This window comes from Lacrimispora sp. (assembly GCF_036758025.1).
Lineage (GTDB): Bacteria > Bacillota > Clostridia > Lachnospirales > Lachnospiraceae > Lacrimispora.
This window is the reverse complement of record NZ_DAIOXM010000014.1, coordinates 1-18,482: the sequence shown is the minus strand read 5'-3', so window position 1 is coordinate 18,482 and position 18,482 is coordinate 1. Positions and strand designations below refer to the sequence as shown.

At 43.0% G+C, this 18,482-nt stretch carries 16 protein-coding genes and 1 pseudogene; 15 read left to right on the top strand and 2 right to left on the bottom strand.

All coding sequences use genetic code 11. The features are described 5' to 3' along the window. Nucleotides 1-5: 5 nt before the first annotated feature. From V7M78_RS12885 to V7M78_RS12835, 11 genes are all read left to right on the top strand, one after another. A complete protein-coding gene (locus V7M78_RS12885) occupies nt 6-1,613 on the top strand; it encodes a sulfatase-like hydrolase/transferase (protein ID WP_333650141.1) in 1,608 nt (535 codons plus the stop codon). A gap of 600 nt (nt 1,614-2,213) precedes the next feature. Further along, a complete protein-coding gene (locus V7M78_RS12880; protein ID WP_333650139.1) occupies nt 2,214-2,747 on the top strand; it encodes a VanZ family protein in 534 nt (177 codons plus the stop codon). 168 nt (nt 2,748-2,915) lie between these two features. Then, nucleotides 2,916-3,374, top strand: a complete 459-nt coding sequence (locus V7M78_RS12875; RefSeq protein ID WP_333650137.1) for a substrate-binding domain-containing protein — start codon at nt 2,916-2,918, stop codon at nt 3,372-3,374. A gap of 214 nt (nt 3,375-3,588) precedes the next feature. Continuing rightward, nucleotides 3,589-4,386, top strand: coding sequence for a sulfite exporter TauE/SafE family protein (locus V7M78_RS12870; RefSeq protein WP_333650135.1), 798 nt, complete (start codon nt 3,589-3,591; stop codon nt 4,384-4,386). Between the two features lie 220 nt (nt 4,387-4,606). Beyond that, nucleotides 4,607-5,386 (top strand): ABC transporter permease, encoded by a 780-nt coding sequence (locus V7M78_RS12865; protein ID WP_333650133.1) that lies wholly within the window; start codon nt 4,607-4,609, stop codon nt 5,384-5,386. Continuing rightward, entirely contained in the window at nt 5,362-6,153 is a 792-nt protein-coding gene (locus V7M78_RS12860; protein ID WP_333650132.1) for an ABC transporter ATP-binding protein, read from the top strand. Before V7M78_RS12865 ends, V7M78_RS12860 begins: the two co-directional genes overlap by 25 nt. A gap of 103 nt (nt 6,154-6,256) precedes the next feature. Beyond that, a complete protein-coding gene (locus tag V7M78_RS12855; protein WP_333650130.1) occupies nt 6,257-7,336 on the top strand; it encodes an ABC transporter substrate-binding protein in 1,080 nt (359 codons plus the stop codon). A 123-nt stretch (nt 7,337-7,459) separates the two neighbouring features. Further along, nucleotides 7,460-8,281, top strand: coding sequence for a glucosamine-6-phosphate isomerase (locus tag V7M78_RS12850; RefSeq protein WP_333650128.1), 822 nt, complete (start codon nt 7,460-7,462; stop codon nt 8,279-8,281). A gap of 10 nt (nt 8,282-8,291) precedes the next feature. Then, complete coding sequence (nagA, locus tag V7M78_RS12845) at nt 8,292-9,440, top strand: N-acetylglucosamine-6-phosphate deacetylase (protein ID WP_333650126.1); 1,149 nt, start codon at nt 8,292-8,294, stop codon at nt 9,438-9,440. A 67-nt stretch (nt 9,441-9,507) separates the two neighbouring features. Next, nucleotides 9,508-11,001, top strand: coding sequence for a sensor histidine kinase (locus V7M78_RS12840; RefSeq protein ID WP_333650125.1), 1,494 nt, complete (start codon nt 9,508-9,510; stop codon nt 10,999-11,001). Between the two features lie 58 nt (nt 11,002-11,059). Then, nucleotides 11,060-11,743 (top strand): response regulator transcription factor, encoded by a 684-nt coding sequence (locus tag V7M78_RS12835; protein WP_333650123.1) that lies wholly within the window; start codon nt 11,060-11,062, stop codon nt 11,741-11,743. 158 nt (nt 11,744-11,901) lie between these two features. Here the strand turns inward: V7M78_RS12835 and V7M78_RS12830 are convergent, their stop codons facing one another. After that, the gene (locus V7M78_RS12830; RefSeq protein WP_333650121.1) at nt 11,902-12,918 is read right to left on the bottom strand and encodes a LacI family DNA-binding transcriptional regulator; all 1,017 of its coding nucleotides are present in this window, start codon (nt 12,916-12,918) and stop codon (nt 11,902-11,904) included. A 224-nt stretch (nt 12,919-13,142) separates the two neighbouring features. Between V7M78_RS12830 and V7M78_RS12825 the strand changes: the two genes are divergently transcribed. From V7M78_RS12825 to V7M78_RS12810, 4 genes are read left to right on the top strand one after another with little or no spacing between them, the layout of a single operon-like run. Then, complete coding sequence (locus V7M78_RS12825) at nt 13,143-14,288, top strand: class II fructose-bisphosphate aldolase (protein ID WP_333650119.1); 1,146 nt, start codon at nt 13,143-13,145, stop codon at nt 14,286-14,288. 1 nt (nt 14,289) lies between these two features. Further along, on the top strand, nt 14,290-15,486 hold the full coding sequence (locus V7M78_RS12820; RefSeq protein ID WP_333650117.1) for a diphosphate--fructose-6-phosphate 1-phosphotransferase: 1,197 nt from the start codon (nt 14,290-14,292) through the stop codon (nt 15,484-15,486). Beyond that, nucleotides 15,483-16,328 carry a triose-phosphate isomerase family protein gene (locus V7M78_RS12815; protein WP_333650115.1) on the top strand — a complete coding sequence of 282 codons (846 nt, stop codon included), beginning with the start codon at nt 15,483-15,485 and terminating at the stop codon, nt 16,326-16,328. The genes V7M78_RS12820 and V7M78_RS12815 overlap by 4 nt, the downstream gene beginning before the upstream one ends. Then, nucleotides 16,325-17,809: a lactate racemase domain-containing protein gene (locus tag V7M78_RS12810; RefSeq protein WP_333650113.1), complete on the top strand. Its 1,485-nt coding sequence runs from the start codon at nt 16,325-16,327 to the stop codon at nt 17,807-17,809. The genes V7M78_RS12815 and V7M78_RS12810 overlap by 4 nt, the downstream gene beginning before the upstream one ends. Nucleotides 17,810-17,961: 152 nt before the next feature. On the opposite strand, the pseudogene V7M78_RS12805 reads toward V7M78_RS12810, so the two are convergent. Continuing rightward, nucleotides 17,962-18,482 (bottom strand): annotated as a pseudogene (locus V7M78_RS12805) (hypothetical protein); the annotation flags it as partial.

The following is an 18,482-nucleotide window of genomic DNA, read 5'->3' as shown; positions in this document are numbered from 1 at the left end:
AAGAGATGCGTAATGAAAAAAGACCCAATATAATTATCTTTAACCCGGATCAGATGCGTGCAGATGCACTGGCACACCTGGGAAACCCTGCTTCTTCAACAACGTTTCTGGATGAGTTTTCCAATACTGATGCAGTATCATTTCGAAATGCTTACTGTCAGAATCCGGTCTGTGTACCCAGCAGATGCAGCTTTTTTACCGGACTCTACCCTCACGTATCCGGACACCGGACCATGCAGTATCTGCTTCATGAAGAGGATTCAACGCTGTTTTCTGAATTAAAGGAGGCAGGGTATTATGTGTGGATGAATGACAGAAATGATCTGCTTGCCGGACAGGCCTCCGGACTGGAACATCAGCACAGTGACGAAATCTTTTTTGCCACCGGTCAGTCTGAGGGCGCCGGACCTGTTAATAAGGACTTCCGGGGAAAGCCTGGGGATAAAAATTATTATTCCCATTATGAAGGCCGGCTGGAAACAGATAGGGACGGCAGGTATATTTCTGATGATGACCTTTCGGTAAATGCAGCCATTGAGAGACTGAAAAATCCGGTAGATGACAGGCCCATCTGCATGTTTCTCGGATTGATGTATCCCCATACTCCTTATGGGGTGGAAGAACCCTACTTTTCCATGATCGATTCCCATAAACTGCCCCCAAGGGCATCAAAGGGACAGGGGAAGGCACTGATGCAGGAACGGCTGAGAGAACTTATGGGAATGCAGGATTACACAGAAGAGGACTACGATCGGGTACGGACCTGCTACCTTGGTATGTGCAGAAAGGTAGATGATCAGTTCCGACGGCTCTGTGAGGCTCTAAAGGAGATTGGGGAATATGATAATTCTGCCATCTTTTTCTTCAGTGACCACGGGGATTATACAGGAGACTATGATCTTGTGGAGAAGGCACAGAATACCTTTGAAGACTGTCTGACAAGGGTTCCGTTTCTCATTAAGCCTCCCAAAGGTTTTAAAACAGATCCTGGAATTACAGATTCTTTTGCCGAGCTGGTTGATTTTTATGCTACAGCCATGGATTTTGCCGGTGTTGTTCCCGGGCGGGATCAGTTTGGCAAAAGTCTGGCTCAGGTTCTTGCTGACAGAAGTGCAGTGATAAGAACAGCGGTTTTCTGCGAAGGAGGCCGTATGCCCTATGAATACCAGTGTGATGAGTACCATGCGGCATCAGGACTCAATGGAGAGATTCCGGAAGGAAGCATGTACTGGCCCCGTCAGACCGCCCAGAAGGATGATCTGGCACATGCAAAGGGGACCATGATCCGGATGGGGGATTATAAGTATGTACACCGCTTTGGGGGAAAACATGAATTTTATGATCTGGAAAAAGACCCCAGGGAAGAAATGAACCAATATGAAGATCCGGATTACCGGGATATTATTATGCAGATGCGGCTGCGAATGTTAGACTGGTACCAGGAGACCTGCGATGTGGTTCCCAGGTCCTATGATAGGAGGATGTCGGCGGAAGCTATGTGGAAACGTTTTAAAAAGAAGTGTCCGCCAGAGGCAGAGGAATCCATAAAGGCCATGATACAAGATGGTGCAGGCCCGGCCATGATACAGGCGGCATTGAAAGAATATGCTTAATATGGATGAAGGTCACCGTCATAACGGATAGAAAACGTTTCGGTATTTAGTGCAAAAAAAGGAGCGCTGCTATTAGGCGGGGTATCATAGGGACAAAAAGTGAACCGAGTATAAATTCCTGTGATGGGGCGGACAGTTTTGGCTGTCCGCCCTGCTTTTTTGCCTATGCTGCCAGGTGCGTTTCTGAGAAATCCATAAGCTCGTATTCCTCAGGTACTGCTTCTGTTTCACAGGATTGCTCCACAGGCGTGTCCATCTGTTTGGGTGGGCGTAAGAATTTGTTCCGCTTTCAACTGTTTGGCGATCTGGCTGGTGTCCTTGGCGTAGAAATCATTGAACAGGTTGACAGGCTGCTGAAATCCTAACGAAAAAGTCTTAGAACTACAGGAAAAATACAGATTGCTGTGTTATCCTTTTTACGGAGGGATATTTGAGGACGATGAGCATATCTGTAATACAGTCAAAGCCTTTCTATCAGAGGCAGGATATAGGATGCCTGCCTGCCCCGTCTGCGCTTTTGTCTTTGCGCGGCAGATGACCAAACCAATCATGCGCCTCGCGGAGCCGAAAGCGTAAGCAACCACAAGGAGAAAATTAACAATGAAAAGCAAAGAGCGAAATACCCTTACAATCGTATTGTTCATAGTATATATACTGCTGCTGACAGGAGTAATTCTTTTCAAGCTGCCATTTTATTCTGAGAAGATATCAGACGGGATACGAGTAATTAACTTGATTCCATTTCAGGGGTCTTTCGACGAAAACGGAGTTATACTCTTGCGCGAAATCATCCAGAACATACTCATTTTTATCCCTTTGGGCATCTATATCTATATGATAAAATACGAATGGTCTTTTATGAAAAAAGTGCTTCCGATTATGGGTTTATCCTTATCATTTGAACTCATACAATTCATTTTTGCAATAGGAAGAACCGATGTAACTGATTTGCTTGATAACACACTTGGAGGGATAATCGGCATTGGTATGAGCGCCGTAATATTCAAGATTTTCAAAAACCACACTGTTAAGATTGTAAATATGCTTGCATTAGTATTAACTGTTTGCGTAGTATTGCGTTTTGCCTATCTGTTTTACCTTAGTCATTTTGTTATGGGGCATCCGCCCGGTTGATATTAGTAACCTTACTTAATCGCTTTGATCGACAGGGGTATCCCTGCCGGTCTTTTTTGTTTCGCCGCTACAGACAAACTTCAGGTTGGCTGCAGGGAAACTACAGATTGGTTTGCCATAATGAGAACCATAGTGAACACAAATACCTATTCATTGGGAGGAAACTGAATGTATATTCTAATTAAACGCCATTCGGAGACTTGCCCCTCCGCTAAGTTTGTTGCCGACAGCGAGGAAGGCTATGCCTTAGCTGACAACTGGTCTGCCACCGAAGCTCAAAATATTGTCGAAAACTGGATTTCCAGCGGATTGATTAACGACATGAACGTAATCGCGTGTATGAACGACGCACTGGCTGACGCGGCAATCACGGCGCTGGGTGACGATTACCCGGATATGATTGTGCTGGGTGTTGACGGCAAAATGATCGGACGGAAGAACATACAAAACGGAAAAATGAAAGCGACTACCGCTCAGAACAACACCCTCTTCATTAAGAAGATGCTGGACACCTGTGTCGATTTGGCTAACGGTGCCGAGATTAAGTTTGACGACCCGAAAAATAAAATACTTGACCCGCTGAACATCACCCTGCTGACCGTCGACACTTTATCGGCACCAAAATAATCGTATTTTGATACTTTTTTGACTACTGATCTATCATAAAAAAATTAATGAAGGTAGTAGTTTTATTCTCCGAACGCTCGTAAATGTTTATGATTTTTAAAATAGATATTTTATGTAGTTTTCACTGCCGCCAATAATCTTAGAAAACGTTTGAGCAAAAAGTTAATGCCTTATTCCTCCATATAAGGTATAATACCAAATGGAGGGATTTTTCATGTATGGATTAATGATTATCGTATTTGCAGTCAGTCTGCTTTCTTCCGCTGTTGGAGCCATTTGCGGCATTGGAGGAGGTGTGATTATAAAACCGGTTTTAGATGCAACGGGAATTATGAGTGTGTCGGCCATCAGTTTCCTTTCAGGCTGCACAGTTCTTTCCATGGCAGTGGTTTCGGTATTTAAAAATATTAAGTCAGGAAATACCAGACTGGATATTAAAATGTCTTCTTTGCTGGCTCTTGGTGCGGTAGCCGGAGGAGTGACAGGGAAGATCGGCTTTCAGATGCTGAAGGATTATGCAGGCAATGAGACACTGATCGGGATGGTACAGGCAGCTGTTTTGCTGGTCATTACAGCATCAACCCTGATTTATACTCTGCTGAAATCAAGAATTAAGACAAAGCAGTATAAGAGCAGAGGAGTGCTGGTTTCCGTAGGATTGATCCTGGGTATTATGTCCAGCTTTCTGGGTATAGGCGGAGGTCCTATGAACCTGATCGCTCTGGAATACTTCTTTTCCATGAGGACAAAAGAAGCTGCATTTAATTCCCTTTACATCATTATGTTTTCACAGATTGCCAGCTTAATTCAGGTTTCTCTTACAGGAACCATGCCGGAAGTGAACATGATATATGCCCTGCTAATGGTAGGAGGCGGTATATTAGGTGGAAATATTGGAAGTATTATCAATAAGAGAATCGATGAAAAAGCAGTAACTAAATTATTTATTGGGTTGTTGGTGGTAATTATAGGAATTAATATTTATAATATTGTTAAATTCTCGGCAATTTGACCCAGGGATTATTGCCTGTTTATAAAGATGATCCCCTTCCTTATTCTGCTTATTCCTTGTATATCCAAAAGGCACATATTAAAGTGCCTTTTTTATTTTCTGTTAAATTCCTTTTATTTATATCTAAGAAAAAGTATGAAAAAAGATCAACCTTATTAATTCTGATTAACATGTTAAAATAGCCTTATCACAAAGAGAATGAAAAGATAAGGAGAGAATTATGAATAATAGGAAAAAGACCGACAAAATTCCTAAAATAGCCTGGCTGTTGATATCATTTATGACGGCGATGATTTTATGGTATCTCTTGTCATTGAATCCAAAGACCGCACGAAGTTTTCCTAATATAATTCTTACGTTTCAGTCCCTGGAAACCATGATTTCACGAGGGGTATTTTGGGCAGATATGGGAAGCAGTCTGATTTCAGTAATGGCCGGCTTTGGAATTGGATTTGTATTGTCCCTGCCTGTTGCCGTTTTAATGGCCTGGTATGCGCCTGTCAGAAATATAATCGAACCATGGATCCAGTTTGTCCGTAATATTCCGCCTCTGGCATATGTGCCGCTGGTTGTAATATCGGCGGGTGTAGGACGGAAACCTCAGATTATTGTTATTACAATTGCCACATTTCTTATTATGGCAATTACAATTTACCAGGGTGTTGTCAATGTGGATGAAACATTAATAAAAGCAGCCAGGGTACTGGGGGCCAGTGACAGACATATTTTCTTTAAGGTAATTGCACCGGCCACACTGCCGTTTATTATAACAGCCATCAGGCTGGGAAGCTCCACTGCACTGACCACACTGATTGCAGCGGAATCTACGGGCGCTGTAGCGGGCCTGGGGATGAGGATCCGTTCGCTGAATAACAGTTTTGAATCTGCTCCCATGCTTTTATATATTATAACCATTGGCATCATTGGAATGTTAATAGAAAAATTAGTTAAGTTTCTGGAGAGGAGGTTTACCGGATGGCAGGAGAAGAGGGAAGTGTAAAAGTCAGAATTGACAATGTCAGGAAGGTTTTTAATACCAGAAACGGGGAAATGATTGCCTTAAACGGTGTGAGCCTCGATATTAAAGAAAATGAATTTATTTCTGTGGTGGGACCTTCCGGATGCGGTAAATCGACGCTGCTGAACATTATTGCAGGGCTATCAGAACCAACCTCTGGCCGCGTTCTGTGCGATGGAAAAGAGATACACGGAACAGGAACGGAACGGGGAGTTGTATTCCAGCAGTACGCCTTATTTCCGTGGCTGACTGTCAAGAAGAATGTTATGTTTGGACTGAAAATAAAGGGAATCAAAGGGAAAGAAGCAGAAGATATTGCCATGAAGTATATCAAGATGGTACAGTTGGAGGATTTTGCGAACCACTATCCCAAGGAACTGTCCGGCGGCATGAAACAAAGAGTTGCCATAGCAAGAGCATATGCGGTGAATCCCTCCATCCTTTTAATGGATGAACCTTTCGGGGCATTGGATGCCCAGACAAGAACACAGCTTCAACAGGAACTTCTCGAGACCTGGGAAAAGGAAAAAAAGACATGTTTCTTTATTACACATGATGTAGATGAGGCCATCATCCTGGGAGGAAAGGTGATCATCATGAGTGCAAGACCCGGCTGTATTAAGGAAATTGTGGATGTTGATATTCCCTATCCGCGTAATCAGGAAGTAAAAATGGCACCAAAGTTTCTGGAGTTAAAAAATTATATCTGGAGTCAGGTGTATCAGGAATATCTGGAGGTAAGAAAGTAAGGATACACCTGAAGGAATATTAAAATAAGGCATGGAACACTGGGCTGTAAAAGGCCTGGGGAAACAAAATACTGCAAAATAATATGAAGGAGGAAGGATTGGTATGAGGAAAAAGGTATTGGGGTTGTTATTGGTAACATCATTGGCAGCAGGCGCATTGATTGGCTGCGGAGGTAAGAAGGAGGCTGCCCCTGAAGTGACTTCAGCAGAGATTTCACAGACAAAGAATGAAGGAACGGCAGCAGAAAAAGAAGCCCAGGAATCAGCAGAAGTTCAGAAGCCGGTCACGGTCTCTGTTGCGTATATGCCTAATTATGGGAGTCTTTGGGCAATTGAAAATGCTATAGCACAGGGCTATATGGAAGAAGAGGGAATTACAGTTAAGTTAACGGAATTCCAGGATGGACCAACAATTATAGCGGCTATGGAATCGGGAAGCATTGATATTGGTTATATTGGACAGGGAGCCCATAGGCTTTGTATTGAAGGACAGGCAACCATTTTTGCTTTATCCCATATTTCTAATGGCGATGCCCTGATCGGCGGAGAAGGCATTCTTTCTGTTGAAGACCTGAAAGGAAAAAAGGTGGCATATTCATCCGGAAGCTCCAGTGAGGATATTCTTCTCAATTCATTGAAAAAGGCGGGCATGACTATGGATGACATTGAAGCGGTGGATATGGATGCTTCTGCAATTGTTACGGCAATGTTATCCGGAGGTGTTGACGCATGTGCCACCTGGTCACCTAACAGTCTGAAGATTTTGGAAGAAATGCCTAAGGCAACAAAGTTAACAGATAACCTTACATTTTCCGACAAGACAGTATCACTGGCAAGCTGGATTGCAATGCCTGGTTATGCAAAAGAAAACAGAGATGTATTAGTAAGGTTTACACGTGCACTATTCAAAGCAATGGATTATGCGGCAAATGATCACTATGAGGAAACTTCTGAATTAATTGCAAAGCAGACAGCGCAGGATGTAAAAACAGTGTATGAGCAGCGCGGTGATGCGGAATGGTTAACCGGAAAAGTGGTTGCCGGGGGAGCAGCCAATGGTGAAGTGGAAAAATACTATGAATTACAGAAAGCCAATTTTGTTGAATCAGGAGCTGTAGGAAAAAATCCGGCTGTTTCAGATTATGTTATGTTAGATGTTATGACCGAAGCCGGAGAATATTAAAGTCTGGAAGTTTTTGATAAAAAACGGCAGTTATGCGGGGGATAGGGTTGCTGAAAGGCAGCTCTATTCCTACTATAAAAACAGTTGATGAAACCATGAAAGCTATGAAGCAAAGGAGAGAATATGTATCATAATTACTATTATTATAACAAGGAAGAGCTGTTGAAAAGTCCAAAGATTCCTCTTATTGTCAGAGAAAATAATGAAGCTGTATTCAAGGCAATGGCCGAAGAAATGCTGGCAGAGATCAAAGAAAAAAATATGAGGGGAGAGAAGACCGTATTTATATGCCCTGTAGGACCAGTGGGACAGTATACGTATTTTATAGAACTGGTTAATAAGGAAAAAGTCAGTTTAAAGAACGTTTGGTTTATTAATATGGATGAATATTTAACTGATGACAGACAGTGGATTCCCAAGGAACATCGGCTTAGTTTTCGTGGTTTTATGGACCGTATGGTGTATTCTAAAATAAGCGGGGAATTGGTGATGCCGGAAGCTCAGCGTGTTTTTCCGGATCCGGATAATATTGCCCGTATACCGGAATTAATTGAGGCTCTGGGCGGCGTGGATATATGCTTTGGAGGAATAGGTATTAATGGTCATGTGGCATTTAATGAAGCTTCGGATGAATTAAGTCCTGAAGAATTTTTAAAACTGAAAACGAGAGTACTTAAAATTGCAAAAGAAACAAGAGCAGTCAATTCAATTGGTGCTTTAAATGGAGCTCTGGATGACATGCCTCAATACTGCATTACGGTTGGGTTCAGCGAAATTTCACAGGCAAGAAAAATCCGGCTGGGATGTTTTAGAGACTGGCATAGGGCTGTTGTAAGACATGCTGCTTATGGGGAAAAAAGTGCGCATTTTCCGGTAAGTCTGTTACAGGACCATAAGAATATTAATATCCAGCTTACGGAATTTGTAGCAGACCTTCCGGAATAAGGAGAAGCTTATGTTTGATTACTATTTAAAAAACGGAAAAGTTTATATCAATCATACCTTTGTAGAAATGACAGTCGGAGTCTATAATGGGAAGATAAGATTGTTTCCGGCAGATAAAAAGCTTCCCGAAGGGGCCGGAATAATTGATGTTTCGGGTAAAAAGGTGGTACCGGGTTTTATTGACATACACTCTCATGGAGCGGCAGGGGTGGATGTCAATGGGGCGGCGGCAGAAGGGTTGGAAACAATATGCAAAGCTGTGGCGCGGTGCGGAACAACTTCCTGGCTGGCTTCTGTACTTACGGATACGGAGGAACAAACGAAACGATTCATTGATGAATTTAAAAAGCATAAAAATATGGAACATAAAGGAGCTGACTTATTAGGAATCCATTTGGAAGGACCATTTTTGTGCAGCATGTATAAGGGGGCCATGCCGGAACATTTGCTGCAGATGCCCAATATGCCTCTGTTGAGAGAATATCAGAGACGAGCCGGGGGAGATATTAAATACATTACCATATCACCGGAAGTAAAAGGCATTGTGGATGATATTCCTGAGATGATAAAGCTTGGAATGGCAGTGGCTATAGGGCATTCCGGTGCAGATTATGACACCAGCTGGAGGGCCATTCACAATGGTGTGTCTGCATGTACCCACACCTTTAATGCGATGAAATTGATGCACCAGCATTTTCCAGCCATTATGGGAGCTGTATTGGAATCAGATATTTATTGCGAAGCAATTTGTGATGGAAGACATTTACATCCGGGAGTTGTGCGTTTATTGATTAAGACTAAGGGGCTGGATAAGGTTATTGCAGTTACGGATTCCATTATGGCAGCAGGGCTGCCTGACGGACAGTACCGGTTAGGGGTAAATCATGTCATTGTTAAAGATGGGGATGCCAGGCTGGAAGACGGAACCCGTGCTGGAAGTACATTAACACAGAATGTTGCTTTAAAAAATTTACTTGCTTTTACCGGAAGGCCGCTGGAGGAGGTACTTCCTCTTTTGACTGAAAATCCGGCAAAACTGGTAGATGTATACGATAAAAAAGGATCTTTGGAAGATGGCAAAGATGCAGATATTGTTGTTCTGGATGAAAAGAATGACATATTTGAAGTGTTTGTTCAGGGAAGAAAAATCCAAAGGTAATATATATTCTTCTGCCGGTGTGGTAAAATGAAGAAATCATAAATCATGGAAAGTGAGGAATCTGGAAGTGTTAATTATACTTGCGGTCGGTCTTGTGATAGCCTCCATGTTAATTTTGTTTTTGAAGAAAAGTAAGGAATCCATGTATCTTTTCGGATTGTGTTTAAGTCTGATGCTGGAAATTTGCGGAGTTATGTTATTCATAGCAAAGAAAGGCGGTATTTCGCCGGAAATAATAAGCCTGTTTTACTTCTCCAGGAGAATAAAAAACGAAATACAATATTTCCTAATAACATTAAACCAGATGGGATACCTGATTGCATTGGGGAGAACCCTGTTTCCTTATTTTTTAATAAAGCTTGCCATGAATTATTCCATGATTCCTGTTATTAGAAGAAAGCAGTGGATAACCAGGGGCGTTTCTGTATTGCCTGTCATAACTCTGATCCTTTATTATCCCGGGATATATCGGTTTATTACATCGGACAGCCCCACGGTTCAGATCATCCTTGTGAATGGGACATTGTTCTGGATGACATCATATCTACTCATAGCTGCCTTTCTTCTGCTTTATGAATTCAAATCAATTACAATGAAGTTCTGTAAAAAGCAATTCAGCCAAATTATGATATGTCTGTTTGCCCTGTCCGGAATATATTATCTGTACTATAGACAGGACCCGGGACAAGTGTATCGTTTTTACTGGTATACATATTCCTGGAGTAAGGGAATCGGGTACATGCAGGTAAATCCATCTCTGCTTAGCTATTTGACCTTGGTGATTATCAGTGTAATCTGCTGCATTCTTGGCTTTTACAGTTTGTTTCGTTTCACCAGAAGAACTTACATGGATAATAAAGAAGATGTGGTGATGGAGCGTAAATTTGATTCTGTAAAAGTCGGAGTATCTGTGTTTGTACACAGTATGAAGAATCAGTTGTTATCCAACAAGGTGGTATATAAACGTATCGACCAGTTATATGGACAGCCAGAGGTAGATGTACAGAAGTTAAGAGAATATATAACCACATTGGAAGAGGTCAATAACCTGATGCTGGGCAGGATGGAAGAATTGTACCGGTGTGCAAAGTCAAATGCAATTTATATGGTACCTGTCAGCGTGAAAGAAATTATGGAATATACCCTGGAACTTTTTCGGAAGAAATATCCGGATGCCTGCGTGCATATTGATGCAGGGGCTGAAACGGTAATTCTGGCTGATAAGGTTCATTTATGTGAGGCTTTATATAATTTACTGATTAATGCACAGGAAGCTGTATTAAGTTCGGAAAGGAAGGAAGAAGGAGAAGTAGCACTGCTATGCCATAATGAGAGATTATATACGGTTATTGAAATAAGGGATAATGGATGTGGTATGGATAAAAGTCATACAAAAAAAATATTCGAGCCCTTTTACTCCAGTAAAAATTCCAATTATAACTGGGGAATGGGATTGTATTATGTAAGAGAGATCGTAAAAAGCCATTTTGGTTCCTTAAGAGTGGAGAGCAGGAAGGGAAAAGGAAGCAGCTTTTACATCTTATTGCCTAAGTACCAGTAATTAATTTGCCTGATACAGTACAATGCAAAAATAAAATGTAAAAGGGGAGGGAATTGTTTTGAGCAGGAAAATAAAAATTTTGATTGCTGAGGACTTTTCGTTATTGCGCGAAGACATGAGTGAACTCATCAACAGCCAGCCTGATATGGAAGTTGTGGGAGAAGCCTCCAGTGCAAAAGAAATCATCTATCTGGCAGAAAATATCAGTTATGATCTTATTTTGATGGATATTGAAATGGAAGCAATGAACGCGGGCATCATTGCCACACAAAAAATCAGAAAAAAGAATCCGGAAGCAAATATTATTTTTCTAACAGCACATGAAACAAAGGAAGTCATAGTGGCCGCAATGGGGACGGGGGCATCGGATTATCTGATAAAGGGATGTGAAAATCAGGAAATGCTTTATCATATACGCCGTTCATATGAAGGCCGTCCGGTTATGCAGGAAAACATTCATGAAACTATCCTGCAGGAGTTTGTAAGGCTTCAAAAAAGCGAAAGAAGTCTCCTGTTTTTCATTAACAGTGTTTCGAAATTGACTCCAACGGAGAGGGAGTTGATAAGGCTGTTGTTACAGGGGTGTAAGGTGAATCAAATTGCTGGAATTCGAAATGTGGAGGACAGCACAATAAAGACACAGGTGAAGGGGCTTTTAAATAAGTTTGGCTGCACCCGTACCAAAGAAGTCATTCAGATAATACATGAGCTGAACATAGAATATTTGTTTTTATCTGAATGATAACCATGGATTCTGAATTTATATTGTGCAGTGTCAAACACCTGCTTTTCCCCTAAGTCATCCCATTGAAATTCAGGCTGAGGATTTCTTTTCACAAGAAAGTTTCTTGTCCTCTGAGGCGCTGACCAGCAGGAATTAAGCCCCTTTTACATGAGACATTACCTTGAAGGCGTCGCGCAGCTATCCCGCTTTGCCAAATAGCATGGGAAATTTATTTTAATGGGAATCGTATGCCCGCCGTTGATCCGGTCTATGATAGTTTTCGCAGCATACTGGCCCATTTCTTCTATTGGAATATGAACAGTGGTCAGCATGGGGGATAAATACTGAGCTGTATCAATATCGTCGATTCCTATCACGGAAATATCTCTTGGTATTTTTAAACCGCAGTCCCTGATGGCACGCATGGCTCCGATGGCAGTCATATCATTGCCGCAGAATATGGCAGTTAAACCGGGCTGCTGCTCCAAAAGTTTTTTTGCTCCGCTATAGCCGCTGCTGGAAGTCAGCTCCGCAGATAAGACGTAGTTTTTATCGTAAGGCAGCCCGTGTGTCTCCAGTGCAGCCTTATATCCCAGATAGCGGTTTTCTGAAGCGGTTTCTCCTAAATATCCGATATGCTTATGTCCCAGGCTGATCAGATGGTCCATGGCACACAAACTGGCCTGGTAACCGCTGCACAAAATTTGGTCAAAATTTGCGTCAATTTCATTCAATCCGGTGTATACCACATGGTTAAAATGGGTTCTTAAGAATTTTAATGTGGCCTTATCGCACCTTCCCAGGATAACGACCCCGCTCACGTCATTATTTAAAATCAACCGGCATGTTTCCGGCTTTGTGATATCGATGGAGGTAAAGGAAAGCTTCATGATGTAATCGTGTTTATATGCCTCCACCTCAACGCTTCTGGCGATTGTGGAAAAAAAGGGATCATTGGGGTCGGGAGTCCGGGCAAACAAGCATGAGAGTGAACGGGACTTTGCTTTTTTTACATCAGTTCCCTGCTTTAAATTTTTAGCGGACATGTTGGGCATGTATCCGGTCCGCCTTACAATGTTCCAGATCCGTTCCCGGACCTCTTTGCTGGCCGCTTTTGAGTTGGTATCGTTGATAACCCGTGAGACAGTTGATATGGAAACGCCAGCCTCTTGGGCAATGTCTTTTAATGTCATTGAAATTCCCCCTTTTCGTATGAAATTATTAAAATCAACAGTTTTTATATAGATGTTTCACTGCTTCCTTTTTGTAAGTTTGATGCTTTACTAATTAATTATATCACACATTTTTGCTTGTGCAAACGTTTGAGTAAAAAAACCTTGAATGTTGTTGGGCAAAATGCTAAGATTTTATTATCAAATAGTGCAAGAAATATACCAATCAGGAGGAGAAATGAAAAATGCCATTAATTCCGTTAAAACCGCTGATAGACGCAAGTGACAAATATCATTACGGACAGGGAGCTTTTAATGTCAATGCGGTGGCACAGGCCAAAGCAGTGATTGAAGTCCATGAGATGTTCCGTTCCCCGGCAATTCTCCAGGGAGCCGATCTGGCCAATGGATTTATGGGAGGCTGCACGGATTTTGCCAAGGCAACCCTGGAAGACAAAAAAAGAGGTGCGAAACTGATCGGTGATGCGGTCAGAAAGTATGGAGAGCATGCATCGATTCCTATTGTACTGCATCTGGACCACGGAAGGGATTTTGACTCCTGCAAAGCCGCTATTGACGGAGGATATACGTCTGTTATGATCGACGGTTCTTCCCTGGATTTTGACCGGAACGTGGAGCTTACAAGGGAAGTGGTGAAATATGCCCATGCAAGAGGGGTGAGCGTAGAAGGAGAACTGGGGGTTCTGGCGGGTGTGGAAGACCACGTATTTTCCAAAGAATCCACATATACCAATCCCTTAAAAGCAGTTGAGTTTTTCAAGAAAACACAGGTGGATGCTCTGGCGATCTCATACGGAACCATGCATGGTGCATCAAAGGGAGCCAATGTGAGATTGAGAAAAGAAATTCCCCTGGCAATCCGGGAATGCATGAGGCACGAAGGCATTGAAGGAGGTCTTGTATCACACGGCTCTTCCACGGTGCCGGAATATATTGTCAATGAAATCAACGGTTTAGGTGGGCAGATCGGCAATGCTAATGGAATTGCCATTGAACAGCTTTTAGAGGCTATCCAGTGCGGAATTAATAAAATCAATGTGGATTCCGATATCCGGCTTGCCGTTACCAGAAATTTCAGAGAATTATTCCACAGAGAAGAGAGCCTGAAAACCAGCCCTTCTGTGGGAGCCATATACCGGCTGCTGGAGGAGAAAAAGGAAGCATTTGATCCCAGAGTATTTGTCACTCCGATTATGGATACGGTCATGTATGGAAACATTCCTGACGGGGATGTGGAAAAAATCGTGACTGCAATGGAAAAAGGGGTGAAGGAAGTGGTTGGAACCCTGATTGTCCAGTTTGGGTCTTACGGAAAAGCGTCCCTTGTAGAATGCAAAAGTCTTGAGGAAATGAAGGAGTTATATAAATAACATGAAAAAGAATGTATTGGTAGTACATGGCGGAGGGCCTACTCCGGTCATGAATGCATCTCTGTACGGTGTGGTCCAGGAAGCTAAGAGACATGGCGATATTGGTGCAGTATACGGAGCAATGGGAGGCATGGAAGGGATTTTAAAAGAAGACCTTGTTGACCTTATGACCATTGACGAAAACGAATTGAAAAAACTGCTTTCCACTCCCGGCTCTGCTATCGGTTCTTCCAGATTTCCGCTGACAGAGGAACAGTATGAAGAAATGGCTAAGATCATCGGAAAATACGGAATCAGCTACCTTCTGCCCAACGGGGGAAATGGAACCATGGATACCTGCGGGCGGATTAACAGGGCATGTGTGGCCCTTGGAAATACAGATGTAAAGGTGGTGGGGATTCCCAAAACAATTGACAATGACATTGCTATTACAGACCATACTCCCGGCTTTGGAAGTGCGGCAAGATATATGGCAGGCACTGTGAGGGAAATTGCAGAGGATGTAAAATCCCTGCCTATTCATGTGTGCGTCATTGAATCCCTTGGAAGAAATTCAGGCTGGATTGCAGCGTCTTCGGTTCTGGCAAGAGAAAAGGCAGGCGATGCTCCTCATCTCATTTACACGCCGGAGAGGCCTTTCTGCCAGGAAGAATTTCTGGAGGATGTGAAAAAGCTGTATGATGAATTGGGCGGAGTTGTGGTAGTCGCCAGTGAAGGCTTAAAAGGGAAAGATGGTAACCCCATTGTGGAACCCATTTTTAAAACAGAACGAGCCGTGTATTACGGAGATGTCAGCACACATCTTGCCAATTTGGTTGTGAAGGAGCTGGGGATTAAAGCCAGGAGCGAGAAGCCGGGACTGGCAGGCCGGTCTTCTATTGCATGGCAGTCAGAGGTTGACCGTGAGGAAGCCAGGGAAACCGGTGAAATGGCTCTCAGGCTGGCAGTTCAGGGGAAAAGCGGGATCATGGTTGGAATCGAGAGAGTGGAAACACCGGATCAGTCCTATGAAACCAGATTCATTGAGATTCCCATTGATCAGGTTATGATGTATGAAAAGACCCTTCCGGCTGAATACATCAATGAGAGAGGCAATGACGTGACAGAAGCATTTTCAAAGTGGTGCAGGCCCCTGGTGGGAGAGAAGCTGCAAAGCTTTATTAATATCAAAGACAGCAGACGGGAGAAGCAGATATGAAAAAGATTTATGTTAACCTAAAACGATTTGATGTTCCCAGAAGCTTTGACGGTGTCAACGGCATTGCGGATATCCAGGACTGGGGAAGTTATATTTTAAAAAACGTAAAAGACGGCATTAAAAAATACGGACATAAGGCAGAATTCACTTTTTTCATGCCGGAAATGCACATTCTCAGTGCTCTTAAGGAAACTGCAGGCGAAGAGCAGCCGGAAATAGGCTGTCAGGGAGTGGGCAGAACGGATGTGAAAAAGGGCGCAAACTTTGGAGCTTTAACCACTTCCCTTCCGGCAGCGGCGGCAAAGGCAGCAGGATGTTCCCAAGTGCTGATCGGGCATTGTGAAGAAAGGCAGCAGCTTTCTCAGGTGCTGGCTGAAGCAGGTGTTACCGATTCCGCGGCAGTGAACCGACTTTTAAATAAAGAGGTTCAGGCGGCAATCGGACAGGACATGAAGGTATTATACTGCATCGGAGAAAAGGAAAGTGAGTTGGAAAACTGGCAGGAGGTATTGGAGGAACAGCTTACCATCGGGCTTTGTGATGTGGATACCTCAAAGGTTGTGATTGCTTATGAGCCCATCTGGTCCATTGGACCGGGGAAGACACCTGCCGGAAAAGAATATATTGAAAAAATAGCCAGCTTTGTAAAAGAGAAAGTTGCCGGCATACAGGTGGTTTACGGAGGCGGACTTAAGAAAGAAAATGCAGAAATGCTTGCATCTGTCTCCAGCATTGACGGCGGCTTGATTGCCCTGACCAGATTTCAGGGAGAGATCGGATTTTATCCGGAAGAGTATCTGGAAATTGTAGACTTATATTTAGGCGGGGAGGGAAAATCATGAAATTAGAATTTGAATACGGGCATGGCACTCTTGCAGCAGAGCTGCCTGATAACACGGATGTTTTTATCCCTGGAGAGACGGTAAAAGACCCTGATTACATTCCGGAAGGCGAGCTGATCAAAGCTTATGAGGAAAGCCTTGCTCATCCGATTGGAATGCCCACGCTGACAGAACTTGCCCGCAAGGGAAGCACAGTGACTTTTGTTATTCCGGACAGGGTAAAAGGCGGAGAGCAGGAGACGAGTCATAGAAAAGTCAGCATCAAGTGCATGTTAAAGGAATTATATGCAGCAGGGGTGGAGAAAAAGGATGTTATGTTCATCATTTCCAACGGCCTTCATCCCAGAAGCAAAGAGTCCGATGCGAAAGCCATTTTTGGAAAGGAATTGTTTGATGAGTTCTGGCATACAGGCCAGATCATCAGCCATGACAGCGAAGACCAGGAGAATATGATGGATTTGGGCTTTACAGACAGAGGTGATCCTGTTGTAATGAACAAGTTTGTATTTGACAGTGATATTCCCATCCTCATCGGCCATGTGCAGGGCAATCCCTATGGAGGATACTCCGGCGGTTATAAACACAGCGCCACGGGAATTACCAATTGGAGAAGCATAGCCAGCCACCATGTTCCTTCTGTTATGCACAGAAAGGATTTCACTCCGGTCAATGCAGGAAGTCTGATGCGAAATAAATTTGATGAAATCAGCATGCATATGGAAAAGGCTATGGGACACCCCTTCTTCTGCTGTGATGCGGTTCTGGATACCAATTCCAGGCAGATTGCCATTTTCTCCGGTTATGCAAAGGAAATGATGGCGGAGAGCTGGAAGATCGCAGATAAAAGGACGTATGTCCATTGGGCGGAGAAGAAATATGATGTGGTTGTGTTCGGTATGCCTCAGAAGTTCCACTATGGAGATGGAATGGGAACCAATCCGATTATGATGATGCAGGCTTTAAGTGCTCAGGTTCTCCGTTATAAGAGAGTGCTGAGCGATAAATGCGTGATTATATGTGCTTCTACCTGCAACGGCTATTTCCATGATGAACTGTGGCCTTATCTCAGGGAATTGTATGATTTATTCCAGCACGATCATATGAATACGCTGCCGGATATGAACCGGCTTGGGGAGTATTTTGCCGCTAATGAGGAGTATATCCGCAAATACCGGTTTACCAATGCATTTCATCCCTTCCATGGATTTTCCATGATGTCATGTGCCCATATTGCAGAAATGAACACCAGCGCCATATACATTGTAGGTGCACAGGAGCCGGGATACGCAAGAGGAATGGGGCTTAAAACAAGGGAAACCTTTGAAGAAGCTTTGGAAGACGCCAAGAAAAAGTTTGTGGGAGAGACTCCAAATATCCTTGCCCTTCCTATGACATTTAAAAAATCAGCCATTCATATGTGCATGAAAGATCCTTCTAAAAATAATATGGATGCATATGGTCATCATCCCTGTATGGGATAATGGAATAGAAAGCTGATATAAAGAGGCCAGCACCAATAAACCAGATACAGCTTACTGGATTATTGGTGCTGGCTTTATTGAAAGACAAGCTCAAGATTCTGCTTCCTTAAAATCTGCGTCATACAATCGGGATACAGTTTTCCTTTCTCACATTAAATTTTCTTGTTTTTTAGGTATGCTTCGGCTTCTTCTCTCGTCAGTTTGAATTTATCCTGCATTTTTTGCAATATAATCTGATCAGATATTCCGACTTCCCTGAACGCATCAACCAGGTTAAGAATTCCTTGTTCCCGTCCGATTTCCAATCCTTCTTCTCTGCCTAATTCTATAAATTGCTCCATTACTTCACACATAGTATCATGGCCTCCTTCCTCGCACTTCAAAAAATGTACCCGTTTTGACAGCATACCCTGGCTGGTGTCTTCAGGATCTGTTTCTTTAAAATACTTCATCATCCGGGCGGTCTCTGTGCCATCGTCGATTGCTGCATTCACATATAATATAGTTACTCCGTCTTCATATACGGTATCCGTACCTTCAAAAAACTTCTTAACAGAATAGGTTGTCCTCCCTGCCTTCCATAGGTCTGTCTCACTTATATAGATGATATGTACATCTGGCAGTTCATCATAATCTTTCCCCTTTTGCAGGAATTCGCTGTCTATCATGGAAT